Genomic DNA, 15655 nt, shown 5'->3' on the forward strand with positions numbered 1-15655 from the left:
TTCGGTCAGAATGCTTGCTTGTTTGAGCGATTCGCGCTTAGTGTTCGCGACCACACAGCCGCACCCACCACGCGAGGGAGTCGACATGGCGCACGGCAGAGGGCTGAGTCGCCGCACGGTGCTGATGATGGGCGCCACGCTCGTCATGACCGCTGCCTGCGGGTCGGGCTCCGGCGGTGACGGCAAGGTCCAGGTGTGGCACGGCTACACCGACAAGGAGGCAGCGGCGCTCGACAAGCTCGTCGCCCGGTGGAACTCGACCCACCCCGAGCAGCAGGTCGAGGCGGTGTTCAACGGCGGCAACGACAACGCGCTGCAGAAGACGCTGGCCTCCTTCGCGTCCGGCAACCCGCCCGAGGTCGCCTACCAGTACGGCTCCTCGATCACCGGCCTCACCGACCGCCCGCAGACCCAGGACCTGACCGACGCCGTGCGCGGCGACACGGCGTTCGACTGGGACGACCTCTTCCCGGCGGGCCGCGAGGCCGCGACGGTCAACGGCAAGATCTACGGCGTTCCCGCCCTCGTCGACAACCTCTCCCTCGTCTACAACAAGAAGCTCTTCGACGACGCCGGCATCGCGCACCCGACCGAGCAGTGGACCTGGGACGAGTTCCGCTCGGCCGCGAAGAAGCTCACCGCCGACGGCCGCTTCGGCTGGGCCTACGTCAACGACGGCACCGAGGACACGGTCTGGCGCTTCCTCGCCCTGCTCTGGCAGGCGGGCGGCGACCTGCTCTCCGCCGACGGCAAGAAGGCGGCGTTCAACTCCGACGCGGGCCGGGCGGCCATGGGGTTGTTGCGGGACATGGCCGTCACGGACAAGTCCGTCTACCTCGACGCGGGTGACCAGCAGTACCTGAACCTCTTCAACTCCGGCCGCATCGGCATGCTGTGGACCGGGCCGTGGGACCTCGGTTCGATCAACGAGGACGTGTCCTACGGCGTGCAGGTCCTGCCCGGCAAGGTGACCCACGCCACCATCGCGGGCCCGGACACGTTCGTCGTCTTCGGGGAGAACGGCCGCAAGAACGCGCTGCCGTTCCTGAAGTGGCTGCTGTCGGCGGAGATCCACCTGGAGTTCGCCATGGAGACCGGCCACCTGCCCATCCGGCAGTCCGAAGTGGACCTCGCGGGGTACGCCGAGTTCGAGGCCAAGTACCCCGGCACCGAGGTGTTCGTCGACAACCTCGCGAAGAACGTCACCAAGGCGCGGCCGAACATCCCGCAGTACCCGAAGATCTCGCAGATCCTCGGCACCGCCGTGCAGTCGGTCCTGCTCGGCCAGGCCGAACCGCAGGCGGCCCTCGACCAGGCGACCGGCGAGGTCGACCAGGAGCTGGCTGCCTCGTGACGGCGGAAGTCCAGGCGCGGCGGGCGGTCGTGCGCGAGCGCCCGCGAGTGGACCGGCGCAGGCTCGACGACCACGTCGCCGGGTGGGGGTTCGCCGCGCCCGCGGTGGTCCTGATCGGGGTGTTCGGCCTCGTCCCGGTGGTGTGGTCGTTCGTGCTCTCCTTCCAGCACACCGACCTCACCTCGCCCGGCACGTTCGCGGGCGGCGACAACTACGCGAAGCTCGTCGCCGACCCGCTGTTCTGGGACGCGGCCCGGCGCACGCTCGTCTACGTCGTGCTGTTCGTGCCGATCACGCTCGCGCTCGCGCTGCCGATCGCGGTGATGCTCAACCAGAAGATCCGCGGCGTCGTGTTCTACCGGCTCGCCGTGTCCGTGCCGCTGGTGACCTCGACGGTCGCGACCGGCATCATGTTCAGCTGGCTCGCGAACCCGCAGTTCGGCCTGGTCAACGCCGCGCTCGACGCCGTCGGCCTGCCCAAGCAGGGGTTCTTCTCCGACCCCGGCCAGGCGTTGTTCGCCGTCGTGGCGATGACGGTGTGGGGCTGGCTCGGCTTCGCGGTCATCATCTACCTGGCTGCCCTGCAGAACGTGCCGAAGGACCTGATCGAGGCGTCCTCCCTGGACGGCTGCGGCCGCGCGAGGTCGTTCTGGCACGTCGAACTGCCGCTGGTCGCCCCGGCCACGGGTTTCCTGCTGGTGTGGCTCACGATCAACGGCCTGCAGCTCTTCGACGCGGTCTACGTGACCACCAAGGGCGGCCCGCTGCGCGCGACCACCGTGCTGGTCTACCACCTCTACAACGAGGCGTTCGTCAGCTTCGACGGCGGGTACGCGGCGGCCATCGGCTGCGCGGTGTTCCTCGTGATCGGCGCGTTCACCCTCGTCCAGCTGCGGTTCAACCGCCGCACGTCCCACTACGAGGTCCGATGAGAAGGCCCAGTGCGCTGCACCTGATCCTCCTGCCGCTCTCCGCCGTCATGGTGACGCCGCTGGTGTGGATGCTGCTCGTGTCGATCTCCACCCAGGCCGAGTCGCGACGCTTCCCACCCGGTCTGCCCAGCGGGATCGAGTGGGAGAACTACCTCGCGGCGATGCGGGACGCGCCGCTCGGCTCGTGGCTCGGCAACAGCCTGGTGGTGTCCGTCGTCTGCGTCGCGGGCAACCTGCTGCTGTGCTCACTGGCCGGGTACGCCTTCGCTCGCATCTCGTTCATCGGCAGCAAGGTCGCGTTCGTGCTGATGCTCGCGACGCTGATGGTGCCGTTCCAGATCGTCATGCTGCCGCTGCTGATCATGATGCGGTCGCTCGGCCTGGTCGACACGCTCGGCGCGTTGATCGCGCCCAACCTCGCCACCGCGTTCGGCGTGTTCCTGATGCGGCAGTTCTTCACGACCCTGCCGAGGGAACTGGAGGAGGCCGCCCGCATCGACGGCGCGAGCAGGCTGCGCACGCTGCTCCAGGTGCTGCTGCCGTTGATGCGCCCGACGCTCGCCACCCTGGCCGTGCTGACGTTCCTGCAGACCTGGAACGACTTCCTGTGGCCGCTCATCGCCGTGCAGAGCCCGGACGTGATGACCGTCCAACTGGGACTGCAGAGCTTCCAGGGCGCGCACACCACGAACTGGCCGAAGCTCATGGCCGGCACGGTGCTCAGCCAGCTGCCCGTCCTGCTCGTGTTCTTCTTCGCCCAGCGGTTCTTCGTGCGGTCGGTGGCCGCAGCGGGCATCAAGTGACCGACCAAAGGGGTTCCGCCATGCACATCAACTCCGCCGCACGGCACACCAACGCGGAGATCGCGTCACAACCCGGCTGCTGGCGCCGGGCCGTCGCACTCGCCGCCGAACCGGAGACCGCGGACGCCCTGCCCCGGCGCACGGAACGCGTCGCGGTCGTCGGGTGCGGCACGTCTTTGTTCATGGCCCAGGCCTACGCCCGGCTGCGCGAGGACGCGGGCCACGGCGAGACCGACGCGTTCGCCGCGTCCGAGTTCCCGTTCGGCCGCGCCTACGACCGCGTCGTGGCGCTGACCCGCTCGGGCACCACCACCGAGGTGGTCGACGTGGTGCGGCGGCTGGAGGTGCCCGTGACGGCGGTCGTCGGCACTCCCGGCACGCCGGTGACCGCGCTGGCCGACCAGGTGGTGGCGCTGGAGTTCGCCGACGAGCGCTCGGTCGTGCAGACCCGGTTCGCGACGACCGCGCTGGTCCTGTTCCGCGCCCACCTCGGCGAATGGCTGGAGCGCGCGGTCCTCGACGCCGAACAGGCCCTCGCCGAACCGCTGCCCGAGGACCTGGTGCAGCGCGACCAGTTCACGTTCCTAGGCGGGGCGCCCTGGACGACCGGCCTGGCCGCGGAGGCCGCGCTGAAGATGCGCGAGGCGTCGCTGAGCTGGACCGAGTCCTACCCGGCCGCCGAGTACCGGCACGGGCCGATCGCCATCACCGACGAGGGCTCGCTGGTCTGGGCGTTCGGCGCGGTGCCCGCGGGCCTCGACGCCGAGGTCGCCGCGACCGGCGGCCGGTGGTTCGCCCGCGACCGCGACCCGCTCGCCGAGCTCGTGGCCGTGCACCGCCTGGCCGTGGAGGTGGCGCTGCTGCGCGGACTCGACCCCGACACCCCGCGCAACCTGAGCCGCTCGGTCATCCTCGACCCGGCGACCTGACACCCGTAGACCCCGGTACCGGAAGGCTGACCAATGTTCACCATCGCGTTCGTGGGCGCGGGTTCCGTCGAGTTCACCCGCCAGCTGCTCCGCGACGTCCTGTCGTTCCCCGAGCTCGCCGGCTGCACGATCTCGTTGCACGACGTCGATCCCGAACGGCTCGAGGTGGCGGCCGGGCTGGCCCGTCTCACCGCGGGGGAGGGCGGCGCCCGCATCCGCACCTCGCTGTCGCGCCGCGAGGCGCTGGAGGGCGCCGACGTCGTCGTCAACATGGTCGCGATCGGCGGCCACGAGGCGACGATGCGGGACTTCGACGTGCCGGAGTCGTTCGGGCTGCGGCAGACCATCGGCGACACGCTCGGCATCGGCGGGATCTTCCGCGGCCTGCGCACGTTCCCGTTCCTCGACGGGCTCGCCACCGACGTGCTCGCCGTGTGCCCGGACGCGTGGTTGCTGAACTACACCAACCCGATGGCGATGAACGTCCAGTACCTGGCGGCCGTCGCGCCGCGGCTGAAGGCCGTCGGCCTGTGCCACTCGGTGCACTGGACGGTCCACGACCTGAGCGCGCTGGTCGGCGTGCCGCACGACGAGGTCGACTTCCTGTCGGCGGGCGTGAACCACCAGGCGTGGATCCTGCGGTGGCAGCACCGGGGGCGCGACCTGTACCCGGCGCTCGACGCCGCCATCGCCGCCGACCCCGGCCTGGCCCGGCGCGTGCGCGTCGACCTCTACCGCCGGCTCGGCTTCTACCCGACGGAGACGAGCGAGCACTCCTGCGAGTACGTGCCGTGGTACCTCAAGCACGAATCCGAAGTGGAGCGACTGCGCATCCCGGTCCGCGACTACGCGACGATCAGCGCGGAGAACGTGGCCACGTACGAGAAGACGCGCGACGCGCTGGCCGCCGGGGAGTCGTTGCCTCCCCTGGAGGACGAGGCGGTCGAGTACGCGCCGCAGGTGATCCACAGCCTGGTCACCGGCCGTCAGCGCACGATCCAGGTCAACGTGGCGAACCACGGCCTGATCTCGAACCTGCCCGAGGGCGCCGCCGTGGAGGTGCCGGCGACCCTCGACCGGCTGGGCGTGCACCCGCACCGCGTCGGCGCCCTGCCGCGCCAGCTCGCCGCCGTGAACCGGAGCTTCCTCAACGTGGTCGAGCTGACCGTGGCCGCGGCCGTCGAGGGCGATCCCGCCCACGTCCGGCACGCGGCGCTGTGCGACCCGGCGACCGCCGCCGCGCTGACGGTCGACCAGATCGACGACCTCGTCGCGGCGATGACGGCGGCGCACGGTGACCTGCTGCCCGCCGCACTGCGGCGATAACGAGCATGTCCAGTGCGTGAAACCGGCTCAATTGATGCCAAACCGAGCAGTATTCGTGCGCTATAGTGATCGAATGCGTCAAGAGCAGCGTCTCGCCGCGATCCTGGGCAAGCTCGCGGACGCGGGCTCGGTGAGCGTCACCGGGCTCGCGGAGGACCTGGGCACGTCCGTGGCCTCGATCCGGCGCGACCTCCAGTCACTGGAAGAGCAGAAGCTGCTCAAGCGCACGCACGGCGGCGCGGTGGCGGTCGAGGTGATCTACGAGCTCCCGCTGCGCTACCGCGTGGGCCGCCGCGAGGAGAAGCGGCAGATCGCGGAGGCCGCCGCCAGGTTCGTGACCGAGTCGGTCCAGTCGGTCGGCCTCAACGGCGGCACCACGACCACGGAACTCGCGCGCCTGCTGGCCGTCACTAGGCCGCTGAAGGTCGTGACGAACGCGCTCAACATCGCCTCGGACCTCTGCCCGCGCCCGATGATCGACCTGGTGGTCACCGGCGGCGGCGTCCGTCCGGAGAGCTACGAACTGGTGGGCCCGATCGCCGACCGGGCCCTCGCCGGCATCAGCCTCGACCTGGTGTTCCTCGGCGTGGACGGCATCGACGCGCGCAGCGGCATCGCCACCCACGACGAGGTCGAGGCGCAGACCGACCACTGCCTGCTGCGCACCGCCGACCGGGTGGTGGTGCTCGCCGACGGGTCCAAGGTCGGCAAGCGCGCCTTCTCCCGCATCGCCGGCATCTCCGACGTGCACGTGCTGATCACCGACTCGTCCGCACCCGCGGAGGAACTGGACAAGCTGCGGTCGGCGGGTGTCGAGGTGGTCGTCGCCTGACGGTGCCTGAGGGATCACTGACGGGTCACTGCCGCCCGCGGCGCCGGGCGGTCACGAGGAGCAGGATCCCGCAGCCCAGCAGGACGCAACCGACGCCGGTGGCCGCGGTGAAGGTGAGATCACCCGTCGACGCCGATGGCCGCGGATCGGCGCGGTCCAGGGAATCCGGTGCGCGGACCTCGACGTCCACCACGGCCTCGGACGAACGACCGCGGCGATCGGTGACGACCAGCCGCGCCTTCGTCCCGCCGGGCGCCGGGTAGGTGTGCGTCGCGGTGGCGTCGAGGCCCGACCGGTCGATTGCGCCGTCGTCGTCGAAGTCGAACGCGAAGGTGGCGTCACCGGCGCGGCTGGAGCCGAGACCGCTGAGCGTGGTCCTGGTGCCGGCGAGCACGGTGGCCGCCGCCCTGAGCCCGGCGGCCGGCGCGGTCGTCGCGTCCTCGATGACCCGCACGACGCTCTTGCCCACCTCGTCGGAAGTCTTGATCGGGAACACGGCACCGCCGGTCGCGGTCGTGATCGGGCCCATCTGAGCGCTCAGCGAGTCGTTGGCCGCCAACGCGTAGACGGGAACCGGCGGGATCCTCACGCCGGTACCGGGCCCGGTGACGGTGCGGGCGGAGGCGGCACCGCCGGGCAGCGGCGCGACACCCCTCGCGATGTCCGTGAGGGCCGCGGCGGTCAGGCCCGTGACCGGTTCGGGGTCGTGCGCCGGGCCGTCACCGAGCACGATGAGCGCACGTGCTGCCCCGCGGTCCCAGTCCGCGCCGAGCGCCGTGACGAGTCCGAAGTGGACGGCCTCCGGCGTGTCGCCGCCATCGTCCGCCCGCAGTCCGCGCAGCCCCGACTCGAACGCGGCGAAGTCCTCCGTCAGCGGGACGACGGTCCGCGCCGCGCGGCCGCCGCCGTGGTCCCGGTACTCGACCAGCCCGACCCGTGCCTTCGAGCTCAGGGCGCGCAGCGCGTCGGCGGTGCTCTCGGCGCTCGCGGCCGCGGCGGCGAGGAAGGGCGTCATCGACCCGGTCGTGTCGATGGCGAACATCAGGTCCGCCGGGCCGGGATCGGGAAGGGGTGCGGGAGCGGCCTCCACCAGGTCCCGGAGGCGGAGAGCGAGCTCCTGGCGTTCCTCCGGCGCCTCGCCGTAGCCGAAGTGCGGACCGAGGTCCGGCGACGGCGTGCCGGCGCAGACGGGGTCGTCGTCGTGGCAGAACAGGAAGACCGGCACCGGCAGGTCGTAGAACGGGTCGCTGCTCGCCGTGCCGTCGTCCTTGCCGACCCGCTGCCGGTGGAGGCCGTTGCCGTCGGCACCGCCGCCGGTGACACCGCGGGCCCCGGCCTTCTGCGCCGGGTCCCCGACGCCGAACACCCCGGCGATCCAGGCGGCCGGAACGTCCAGGGCGACCTCGCGCGCGGCGAGGACGCCCTGCGAATGCCCGGCGAGAATGAAACGGGTTCCGGCGGATCCGCATTCTTCGTACCGTTGGCGCAGGTATTCGCCGCCGAGGAACCGGCTGTGCTCGACCGAGTCGAAGAGGGCCTCGTTCCCGTTGAAGAAATCCGTCGACGCGATCGGCGGGTGGGTGACGCGGTGGACCGTGACGCCGGCCGTGCCGATGATCCTGTCCAGGGTCTCACCGGTGTCGCTGAACGCCACGATCTCGACTTCTCCGCAGGTCGCGGGCTGCGCCTGGGCCACCGTGACAGGCGCAGCCGCGAGGAGGACGGACACGGGAAGGGAAGCGAGCCGGTTCGTCCACGAGGTCGAGGGTCTTCGTCTGGGCGACGTCATGCACGGCACATAGTCCGTGCGACGAAAGCTGTTACAAACCCGCCATTCGCGTTCTCGATGCGAAAAACTATTCCACGTCGGGGCTTTCTAGGCGGCGGCCGGTGCGACCACCGGTTCCACCTTCTGCCGCTCCGCCTTCACCGACGCGATGCCGGCGAGGATCAGCAGCCCGCCGACCAGCTGCAGCGGCGAGAGTCCCTCGCCCAGCAGGAGCCAGGCGAACAGCGAGGCGGAGACGACCTCCAGCAGCGCGATGAACGACGCGAGCCGCGAGCCGAGGACACCGGAGGCGGTGATGCCGCTCGCGTACGCCAGCGCCGTGCCGACGACCGCGACCACGAGCAACGGCACCCACCAGGCGGTGGGCTCGCCGAACAGCGGCACGTCACCGAACGTCGCGGTGAACGGCAGCAGCCCCGTCAGCCCCACCAGCGCCAGCACGGGCACCGCCACCAGCAGCCCCGCGCCCGCGAGCGCGACCGGCGGCAGCCCGTTGTTGGGACGGGCGGCGATCACGAAGTACACCGAGCACCCGATGGCGGCACCGAACGCCGCCGCGAGGCCGACCGGGTCCACGGCCTGGATCGCCCCGGGCCCGATCACCAGCACCAGCCCGCCCACCGCGAGCACCGAGCCGACGAGCACGACCGGCGCGGGCGTGCGGCGGCTGACCGCCCAGGTGAACCCGACCAGGATGAGCGGCGCGAGGAACTCGATCAGCAGCGCCGTCGCCACCGGGATCCGCTGGATCGCGGCGAAGTAGAGGACCTGCGTGACCGCCACGCCCACCAGGCCCATGCCCAGCACGGGCCAGCGGGCCTCCCGCAGCAACCCCCACCGCCCGCGCATCACGACGACGACCAGCGGGAGCAGCACCAGACCGGCGGTGAGCGCACGGGCCGTCACCGCGGCGGCGGGGGACCACCCGGCCTCCAGCAGCGGTTTGACGAACGCACCGGAGGTGCCGAACGAGAGGAACGAGACCGCCGCGGCGATCAGACCGGCCGACTTCGAAATCCCCATGCTCGCGTGCCTCCCGGTCCCGAACGATGTCATGGCCTAACCTGGCCGACACCCCTGACGCTAGGCCGGTCCCGGTAAGGAGTCAATTTGCGTTTTGCCCCTGACACGGAGGAGTCGCTCGAGTTCGTCGTGGCGCTGTGCAACACCGACCCGTCGGCCTCCCGCGGCGGCGAAGACGAACTGGCCACGGTCGCCCAGCTCCAAGACTTCCTGGGCCGCTTCCCCTACACGGGCCGCATCGACGGCGACGAGGCGGAACTGCGGGACGTCCACCGCACCCGCGCACTCCTCAGGAGCGTGTGGTCGTTCGCCCGCGACGACGCCGTGGAGGCCGTCAACAAGATGCTGCGCGACGCCAAGGCGTTGCCGCACCTCGTGCGGCACGACGACCTCGACTGGCACATGCACGCCACCGAACCCACCTCCCCGCTCGCCGAGCGCATGCGGGTGGAGGCCGCACTGGCCCTCATCGACGTGATCCGCATGAACGAGATGGGCCGCCTGCGGGTCTGCGCGGCCGACGACTGCGAGGGCCTGCTGTTCGACCTGTCCCGCAACGGCCTCAAGCGGTTCTGCAGCGTGCGGTGCGGCAACAGGATGAACATGATCGCGTTCCGCGAGCGGCGCGCCGACGGGCGGTGAGCAGCGGGTGCCCTCCTCGGACTGACTGTCCTCAGTGGAGTGACGAGGAGTTCGCCGCAACCACGTCCACCCCTTGGGAAGACTTGATTTCTCCGCGCGCAATGTTGCGCGGGCGGCGCCGGTGTCAGCACGGTGGGAGGGCAGGTTCGCCCACCACGAAAGGAAGTCAGCGATGACCGCACAGCTCTCCGTCACGGTCCGCAAACTGGGTGCGGGCATCGGAGCGCGGATCGACGGCGTCCGCCTCGGCGGCGACCTGCCCGAGGAGGTCGTCACCGAGATCCGCACGGCGCTGCTGGCGCACAAGGTGGTGTTCTTCTCCGGCCAGGACCACCTCGACGACGCGGGCCAGCTCGCGTTCGCCCGCCTGCTCGGCGAGCCGACCCTCGCGCACCCCACGGTCAAGGGCGAGCAGCACGCCAACGTCCTCGCCATCGACTCCGAGCAGGGCAAGGCGAACAGCTGGCACACCGACGTCACGTTCGTGGACCGGGTGCCCGCCATCAGCATCCTGCGGGCGATCGAGCTCCCGCCCTACGGCGGCAACACGGTGTGGGCCAACACCGCCCGCGCCTACGACGAGCTGCCCGAAGCCCTCAAGGCCCTGGTGGACCGCCTCTGGGCCGTGCACACGAACCTCTACGACTACGCGGCCGCCGTCGACTCGACCCGCATCGGGGGAGTGGACGTCAAGGAGGAGGCCTACCGCGACGAGTTCGAGTCGCTGCGCTACGAGACCGAGCACCCGGTGGTGCGCGTGCACCCGGAGACCGGCGAACGCGCCCTGCTGCTCGGCCATTTCGTGAAGCGCATCGTGGGCGTCAGCACCGCCGAGTCGCGGGCGATCTTCGACCTGCTGCAGAACCGGGTGACCCGGTTGGAGAACACCGTGCGGTGGCAGTGGTCGGACGGGGACGTGGCCGTGTGGGACAACCGCGCCACCCAGCACTACGGCGTGGCGGACTACGACGACCTGCGGCGCCGGCTGCACCGGATCACGATCGCCGGGGACGTGCCGGTGAGCGTGGACGGGGTGGCCAGCACGACGGTGGTGGGGGACGCGGCGCACTTCTCCGCCCTGTAGTCCTCGGGGCGGCCAGACGGTCGGCGTGGAGGTGTGGGCGTGCGTTGGCCGATGCCGGCTTCAGCGCACGCCCACACTTCCGACGACTATCGGCGTGCTCAGCCGAGTCGCGTCAGCCGTTGTGCGAGTCGCGACCCGAAGCCGGTGAACGGCGGCTGCGCCAGGCGCAGCGTGTCGAGTGCGAGCGGCTTGCGCAGCACCGGCTTGAGGTGCGAGAACGCCCGCCACGAGTAAGGCCCGTGGTACGCGCCCATCCCGCTGGCCCCGACGCCGCCGAACGGCAGCCCGGTCGCCGCGACGTGGATCAGGCCCGCGTCGTGCACCACCGCGCCGGACGACGTCCGCTGCTCGAAGAGCTTGCGGGTGCGGGCGGAGGAAGTGAACACGTACAGCGCGAGGGGCTTGTCCCAGTTGTTCACGACGTCGACCGCCTGCTCGGCCGACTCGACCGCGACGATCGGCAGGACCGGGCCGAAGATCTCCTCGCGCAGCAACGGGTCCGTCGCGTCCGGGCCGACCGCGCGGCCACCGCTCACGACGACGGTGGGGGCGAGGTACCGCTCCGCGCGGTCGTGCTCGCCGCCGATCACCACGTCCGCGCCGTCCAGCAACGCCACGAGCCGGTCGAACTGCCGCTCGTTCACGACACGGCCGTAGTCGCCGCTCGCCCGCGGGTCGTCGCCCCACAGGTCCGCGATCGCCCGGCGCAACGCCTCGACGAGCGCGGGCACCCGGTCCGGGGTGGTCATCACGTAGTCGGGGGCGACGCACGTCTGGCCCGCGTTGGTGAACTTCGCCCACACCAGCCGCCGCGCCGCCTGGTCGAGGCGCGCGTCGTCGTCGACCCACGCGGGCGACTTGCCGCCCAGCTCCAGCGTCACCGGCGTGAGGTGCTCGGCCGCCGCGCGCATCACGATCCGGCCGACCGCGCCGCTGCCGGTGAACACGATGTGGTCGAACCGCTGGGCCAGCAGCTCGGTGGTCTCCTCGACGCCTCCCTCGACGACGCGCACCTCGCCGCCGGGGAAGTAGGCGGGCACGAGGCGCGCGACCAGCGCCGAGGTCTCCGGGGCCAGCTCGCTCGGCTTGAGCACCGCGGTGTTGCCCGCGGCCAGCACCCCCGCCAGCGGGTCGAGCAGCAGCTGCAGCGGGTAGTTCCACGGCGCGATCACCAGCACCACGCCGAGCGGCTCGGACACCAGCCGGGCACGCGCGGGCCACAACGCGAGGGGGACCGGGCCGCGCCGGGGCCGCGTCCGCCTCCGCAGGTGGCGCAGGGCGTGGCCGATCTCCGCCAGCACCACGCCGATCTCGGTCAGCTGCGCCTCGCCCGCGCCTTTGTGCAGGTCTGCCCACAGGGCGGCCTCGATCGCGGCCTCGTTGTCGATGATCATCGCGCGCAACGCCCGGAGGCTCGCGGCACGGGCGGAGGGGGAGCGCGTGGCGCCGGACTCGAACACCTTGCGCGCGTCGGACACGACGGCAGGGATGGTCATGCCGCCACCGTACACCAATACGAAACAGATCCTTTTCGTTTCTTCCGGTGGGTACACTGGCCGGCGATGACTGAGAAAGCCGAGATCGGGCGCCCCAAGGACCCGCGGGTGGACGAGGCGCTGATCACCGCGGCGATCGAGGTCCTGACCGAGTCGGGTTGGGCCGCGTTCACCACGACGGCCGTCGCGAAGCGCGCGGGCGCCTCCACCGCGTCGCTCTACCGGCGCTGGCCCTCCAAGCAGGCGCTCGCGGGCGCCGTCGCCCGGCACATCACCCACGCCGAACTGCGCGGCGTCGACACCGGCTCCCTCAAAGGCGACGTGCGGGAGCTCCTGGCGCGCAAGCGGAAGATCCTCGAAGCTGCCACCGGTCCCGCGCTGCTGTCCCTGATGGGGCAGGCCGCGCACGACCCGGCGCTGCGGCAGATCCTCCGCGACGACGTGTACCTGGCCGTCCGCGAAGAGCTGGAGAGCCTGGTGGCACAAGCCGTCGAGCGGGGGGAGCTGGCCAGGCGGATCGACGGCGCGCAGGTCGAAGTCCTCGCGCTCGTGCTGATCGGGACGGCTCTGGCCAGGTCCGTGTTCGTCGAGTCCGGCGCGGGGCACACCGCGGAAGCCGAGCTCCGCATGCTGCTCGCCGTCATCGCCGGAGCGTGACGCGACCGGGCGTCAGCAGTTCGCGCGCAGGAGCGCGCCGCTCGTGCCGGCCAGGCTGACCGAGCTGACGGCCTTGCCGTCCTGGTCGGTGTAGGTGCGCGGCAGGTCGATCCTGGTCGGGCGGGTCCCGGTCGGGTTGGCGTTGACGAGCGCCACGCCGCAAGTGAAGTCCCTGCGGAACACCTTGTTCGCGACCGGGCGGTAGGTGCCGACGGGGTGGCCGAGGTACCAGTCGTACTCGGGGTGCCACGCCGTCGCGTCGCCGTAGCCGTCGGTCTTCGCGACCTCGGCGATCGCGGCCTTGCCGGAGGTGGTCATGAACAGGCTGGCGAGCGCGTAGCGGAAGGCCTGCGTGTCCCCCTCGTCGAAGTGCGGCTGCACCCAGGTCATCTTGCCCTGCGCCTCGTTGACGGTGATCTCGGCGACCTGCCTGCTCCAGCCCTCCGGGTACTCCTCGAGCAGCCTGTCGCTCGAGAACGCCAGCCACCACTCGTCGAACGCGCCGTCGAGGTAGAGGCCGTACAGCTCCCAGCCGCCGGGGTGCAGCCGAGCGTTGGTCAGGTTGCCGACCGACAGCAGGCCCGCGGCCCTGAACCCGGTCTTCACCTCGGCGAGCATGCCCCGGTACGCCTGCTGGAAAGAGGCGTTGTCCGGGTACTTCGGCGGGCACTCGCCGGAGTGGTAGGCGTCGCAGGCGTACAGGGCGTTGTCGAGGAAGACACCGTCGAATCCGGTGGCCTTCGACGATTCGACGACGCGTTTCACCCACGCTTTGCGGTATTCGGGATTTCCGACGTCCATCTGCCAGTGGCCGTCGTACCCCGAGTACTCGAGTTCCTGTCCCTTCTTCCCCTTGAGGAACCACTCCGGGTGGGTTCGGCGGACCTCGCAGTACCCCAGTCCGGTGGGCAGGTGCTCATCGTCCTTCCCGTTCTTGCACGCATAGGAGCGGGTGGAGGAGAGGTCCTTGTAGACGAAGACCTTCACGGCGGGGTTCGCGGCCTTGAGCTTGCGCAGGAGGTCGCCCTCCCAGGCGTTCAGCACGACGTGAGCACGCCTTTTGGCCTCGACGGCGATCATCTCGTCGGACACCGGCGTGCTGTTGAGGTGCAGCCAGAACGACTGCGCGCGTCCCACCGGGGCGAACTCCGCCTGGGCCGCGGGCGTCGCGACGGTGGCCAGCAGAACCGTCAGGGCCAGCAAGAGTTTTCGTACTTTGCCTGTTTTCTCAAGCATTTCGTTCCTCCCCGCTCGGAAGATCTTCCGGTGGCATACCCGGCCAGCAAGGAGAAACGGCTTCGAATTGGTAAACCACCTTTTGCGGTGCACGGCCGCGGTGAACTGACACCCTCGGTAGAAGCGGCCGCTCCTGGCCGGGTGACCGCGCCGCCGCTCAGACGGACGTACGGCCGCGCAGTTCTTCCACGTCGGCGCGAATTCTGCGGACCTCGGCGAGGATCTCCATCGTCGCCGCCATCTCCTCGCGGTCGTGCTCCGCGTGCTCCTCGGTCATCTGGGCCTGCATCGCGCTCACGGCCACCGCGATGAACAGGTTGAGCACCGTGAACGTCGTGACGACGAGGTAGCCGACGAAGAACACCCACGCGAAGGGCTTCTCCTGCATGACCTGGCGCGCGACCTCCGACCACGCCTCCCCGGTCATCACCTGGAACAGCGTGAACAGCGAGTCGCCGAGGTCGCCGAAGTACTCGGGCGCGACGCCGCTGAACAGCTTCGTGGCGATCACCGCCGACACGTACAGCACCAGCGACAGCAACGCGGTGATGGAGGCCATGCCCGGCAACGCGGTCAGCAACGCCGACACGACCCGCCGCATGCTGGGCACCACGGACACGAGCCGCAGCACCCGCAGCACCCTCAGGGCGCGCAGCACGGAGAACGCGCCGGAAGTGGTCGGCAGCAACGTGATCGCCACGACCACGGTGTCGAACCAGTTCCACGGGTCGCGGAAGAAGGCGCGTCCGCAGGCGCCGAAGCGGAGCGCGAGCTCGACGACGAAGACCGCCAGCACCAGCCGGTCGACGGCGTGCAGCGCGTCCCCGAAGGACGCCATGAGCTGCGGGGACGTCTCGGCACCCAGCGTGACCGCGTTGACGAGGATCACCGCGGTGATCACCTTGTTGAACCACGGAGCGTCGACCAGGACGCGCAGCCGGTCACGGGAGAGCACGAAGATCAATCTATCGAGTGGATCTTCACGGCCGGCGGTTCGCCCGTTCGGCCGCTGGGCCGGCGAGTCCCGGAACGCGAACGGGGTGTGGCCGATGGGTTCCCATCGGCCACACCCCGCCGTCAGCGCGAACCAGTGGTGTGGCGCAGGAGGTTGCCAGGGTAATTCGCGGTCAGACGGGTGCCGCGAGGCGCCCTGCTGAGCGTGGATCACCTCGCCGACCTTCTGGGACACACCACTAGCTTGAGTTTTAACCTCTGAACGGTTGGGCGTGACCCTGGTTGATCATGAGTGAAGCCCTTGGTTGATCATTCTTCTTGTCTAGGGAAGAAGATCGTCACCAAGGGCTTCAGTTGATCAGTGTGCACCATGCCCGTGACGCCGCCGCGTCCAGGGAGCTGTCCGGAGTGCGTCAGGAGTTCTACCGCTGTCTGACGCGGCGTGCGGACGCGTTGTTCGAGCTGAGCGATGCGGTGTTGTGCGGGGACGGCCCGGTGCGGTCGATCGCGGAGCTGTCGCTGGCCGGCGAGCATCGCCGCGGGCATGGCAGCGGCTATGCCGCGCTGGCCCGAGGCCGGGTGGACTTCGACCGGTTAC

Annotated in this window: 15 protein-coding genes; 10 read left to right on the forward strand and 5 right to left on the reverse strand. The window is 70.5% G+C overall.

Features of this window, described 5'->3' with window-relative positions:
* Positions 1–85: 85 nt before the first annotated feature.
* From BMY74_RS43245 to BMY74_RS43270, 6 genes are all read left to right on the forward strand, one after another.
* Positions 86–1354 (forward strand): ABC transporter substrate-binding protein, encoded by a 1269-nt coding sequence (locus tag BMY74_RS43245; RefSeq protein ID WP_089928082.1) that lies wholly within the window; start codon positions 86–88, stop codon positions 1352–1354.
* Positions 1351–2286 carry a carbohydrate ABC transporter permease gene (locus BMY74_RS43250; RefSeq protein WP_218159962.1) on the forward strand — a complete coding sequence of 312 codons (936 nt, stop codon included), beginning with the start codon at positions 1351–1353 and terminating at the stop codon, positions 2284–2286. Before BMY74_RS43245 ends, BMY74_RS43250 begins: the two co-directional genes overlap by 4 nt.
* Positions 2283–3089: a carbohydrate ABC transporter permease gene (locus BMY74_RS43255; RefSeq protein ID WP_089928085.1), complete on the forward strand. Its 807-nt coding sequence runs from the start codon at positions 2283–2285 to the stop codon at positions 3087–3089. Before BMY74_RS43250 ends, BMY74_RS43255 begins: the two co-directional genes overlap by 4 nt.
* 20 nt (positions 3090–3109) lie before the next feature.
* Positions 3110–4018 (forward strand): SIS domain-containing protein, encoded by a 909-nt coding sequence (locus BMY74_RS43260; RefSeq protein WP_089928088.1) that lies wholly within the window; start codon positions 3110–3112, stop codon positions 4016–4018.
* Positions 4019–4051: 33 nt separating this feature from the next.
* On the forward strand, positions 4052–5344 hold the full coding sequence (melA, locus tag BMY74_RS43265; protein ID WP_089928091.1) for an alpha-glucosidase/alpha-galactosidase: 1293 nt from the start codon (positions 4052–4054) through the stop codon (positions 5342–5344).
* Between the two features lie 73 nt (positions 5345–5417).
* Positions 5418–6176, forward strand: a complete 759-nt coding sequence (locus BMY74_RS43270; protein WP_089928094.1) for a DeoR/GlpR family DNA-binding transcription regulator — start codon at positions 5418–5420, stop codon at positions 6174–6176.
* A gap of 25 nt (positions 6177–6201) precedes the next feature.
* On the opposite strand, the gene BMY74_RS43275 is transcribed toward BMY74_RS43270, so the two are convergent.
* Together BMY74_RS43275 and BMY74_RS43280 are read right to left on the reverse strand one after the other, a co-directional pair.
* Positions 6202–7905 carry a VWA domain-containing protein gene (locus BMY74_RS43275; protein WP_177230222.1) on the reverse strand — a complete coding sequence of 568 codons (1704 nt, stop codon included), beginning with the start codon at positions 7903–7905 and terminating at the stop codon, positions 6202–6204.
* 147 nt (positions 7906–8052) lie between these two features.
* A complete protein-coding gene (locus tag BMY74_RS43280) occupies positions 8053–8988 on the reverse strand; it encodes an EamA family transporter (protein ID WP_089928099.1) in 936 nt (311 codons plus the stop codon).
* 87 nt (positions 8989–9075) lie between these two features.
* On the opposite strand from BMY74_RS43280, the gene BMY74_RS43285 reads away from it, so the two are divergent.
* Positions 9076–9630, forward strand: a complete 555-nt coding sequence (locus BMY74_RS43285) for a CGNR zinc finger domain-containing protein (protein WP_089928102.1) — start codon at positions 9076–9078, stop codon at positions 9628–9630.
* Between the two features lie 172 nt (positions 9631–9802).
* A complete protein-coding gene (locus tag BMY74_RS43290) occupies positions 9803–10714 on the forward strand; it encodes a TauD/TfdA dioxygenase family protein (protein WP_089928105.1) in 912 nt (303 codons plus the stop codon).
* A gap of 98 nt (positions 10715–10812) precedes the next feature.
* Here the strand turns inward: BMY74_RS43290 and BMY74_RS43295 are convergent, their stop codons facing one another.
* Positions 10813–12210 (reverse strand): aldehyde dehydrogenase family protein, encoded by a 1398-nt coding sequence (locus BMY74_RS43295; RefSeq protein WP_089928137.1) that lies wholly within the window; start codon positions 12208–12210, stop codon positions 10813–10815.
* Between the two features lie 66 nt (positions 12211–12276).
* On the opposite strand from BMY74_RS43295, the gene BMY74_RS43300 reads away from it, so the two are divergent.
* Entirely contained in the window at positions 12277–12867 is a 591-nt protein-coding gene (locus tag BMY74_RS43300; protein WP_089928107.1) for a TetR/AcrR family transcriptional regulator, read from the forward strand.
* Positions 12868–12879: 12 nt separating this feature from the next.
* Here BMY74_RS43300 and BMY74_RS43305 read toward each other — a convergent pair whose 3' ends face one another.
* Both BMY74_RS43305 and BMY74_RS43310 read right to left on the reverse strand, forming a co-directional pair.
* Positions 12880–14070 carry a putative glycoside hydrolase gene (locus tag BMY74_RS43305; protein ID WP_177230223.1) on the reverse strand — a complete coding sequence of 397 codons (1191 nt, stop codon included), beginning with the start codon at positions 14068–14070 and terminating at the stop codon, positions 12880–12882.
* A 190-nt stretch (positions 14071–14260) separates the two neighbouring features.
* The gene (locus BMY74_RS43310) at positions 14261–15058 is read right to left on the reverse strand and encodes an ion transporter (RefSeq protein WP_245786725.1); all 798 of its coding nucleotides are present in this window, start codon (positions 15056–15058) and stop codon (positions 14261–14263) included.
* A 362-nt stretch (positions 15059–15420) separates the two neighbouring features.
* Here BMY74_RS43310 and BMY74_RS43315 point away from each other — a divergent pair.
* Positions 15421–15655, forward strand: a 235-nt coding sequence (locus tag BMY74_RS43315; protein WP_143091973.1) for a transposase, incomplete at its 3' end; no start/stop codon positions are given.

This window comes from Lentzea albida, from assembly GCF_900111005.1.
Lineage (GTDB): Bacteria > Actinomycetota > Actinomycetes > Mycobacteriales > Pseudonocardiaceae > Lentzea > Lentzea albida.

Coding starts and splice junctions, on each gene's coding strand:
- BMY74_RS43245 (WP_089928082.1), top strand. CDS start 86: ATGGCGCACGGCAGAGGGCTGAGTCGCCGCACGGTGCTGATGATGGGC.
- BMY74_RS43255 (WP_089928085.1), top strand. CDS start 2,283: ATGAGAAGGCCCAGTGCGCTGCACCTGATCCTCCTGCCGCTCTCCGCC.
- BMY74_RS43260 (WP_089928088.1), top strand. CDS start 3,110: ATGCACATCAACTCCGCCGCACGGCACACCAACGCGGAGATCGCGTCA.
- melA (WP_089928091.1), top strand. CDS start 4,052: ATGTTCACCATCGCGTTCGTGGGCGCGGGTTCCGTCGAGTTCACCCGC.
- BMY74_RS43270 (WP_089928094.1), top strand. CDS start 5,418: ATGCGTCAAGAGCAGCGTCTCGCCGCGATCCTGGGCAAGCTCGCGGAC.
- BMY74_RS43280 (WP_089928099.1), bottom strand. CDS start 8,988: ATGGGGATTTCGAAGTCGGCCGGTCTGATCGCCGCGGCGGTCTCGTTC.
- BMY74_RS43290 (WP_089928105.1), top strand. CDS start 9,803: ATGACCGCACAGCTCTCCGTCACGGTCCGCAAACTGGGTGCGGGCATC.
- BMY74_RS43295 (WP_089928137.1), bottom strand. CDS start 12,210: ATGACCATCCCTGCCGTCGTGTCCGACGCGCGCAAGGTGTTCGAGTCC.
- BMY74_RS43300 (WP_089928107.1), top strand. CDS start 12,277: ATGACTGAGAAAGCCGAGATCGGGCGCCCCAAGGACCCGCGGGTGGAC.